We start from the raw sequence: 704 nt of genomic DNA on the forward strand, positions 1-704 counted from the left end.
TCGCGACAACAGGCTTGCAGCAGGCGTCCGCCAGGATCTGGCGCACCAGCGGGCTTGCACCCGCGCCACCGCTGATTACCACCCGCTCGACGGACGCACCGGATTTTGCCTGCGTCTCGATGATCTGGCGCAGTCCATAGCCGATCCCACAGAGTCCGGCGATGTAGAGAGCGATCAGACTTTCGAAGTCACGTTCCATTCCAAGGCCCGCGATGACAGCGCGGGCATGCGGATCGGCAAAAGGAGCGCGATTTCCGAGAAATTCCGGCACCACATGCAGGCCAGCAGCAAGGTCGACGGCCTCTGAGGCATCGGCAATCTTGAGTGCTGCGTGCTCGGCCATGAAGGCGGGCAAAGACTTCCCCTCGGCCTGCGCCCGGGCGGTCGCCTCGGCGGCAGCGGGATGGAAGGAGAGAAGCTGATCTATCGCCGCGCCAGCGGCACTCTGGCCACCCTCGTTCAACCACATGCCGGGTACCATGGCCGAATAATACGGTCCCCAGACACCAGGCACAAAGACGGGATCAGCCGTCGACGTCATGGTGCAGGAGGAGGTCCCGAAGACGTAAGCCAGGTTTTCGGTGGGTTTGCCGCCTATTCCGGCAGTGCCGATGCCACCCGCATGGGCATCGATCATGCCCGCTGCGCCCGCCGTACCGGGCTTGAGCCCCATGGCTTCGGCGGCTTCAAGCGTCAGCCCCTGC

Annotated in this window: 1 protein-coding gene; it reads right to left on the bottom strand. The window is 64.2% G+C overall.

Going from position 1 to position 704, the window contains the following annotated elements; translation table 11 throughout:
• Nucleotides 1–704, bottom strand: a 704-nt coding sequence (locus CXR03_RS18880; RefSeq protein WP_258073743.1) for an FGGY-family carbohydrate kinase, incomplete at both ends; no start/stop codon positions are given.

It is taken from the genome of Arthrobacter sp. 08Y14, assembly GCF_002929455.1.
GTDB lineage: Bacteria > Actinomycetota > Actinomycetes > Actinomycetales > Micrococcaceae > Arthrobacter_B > Arthrobacter_B sunyaminii.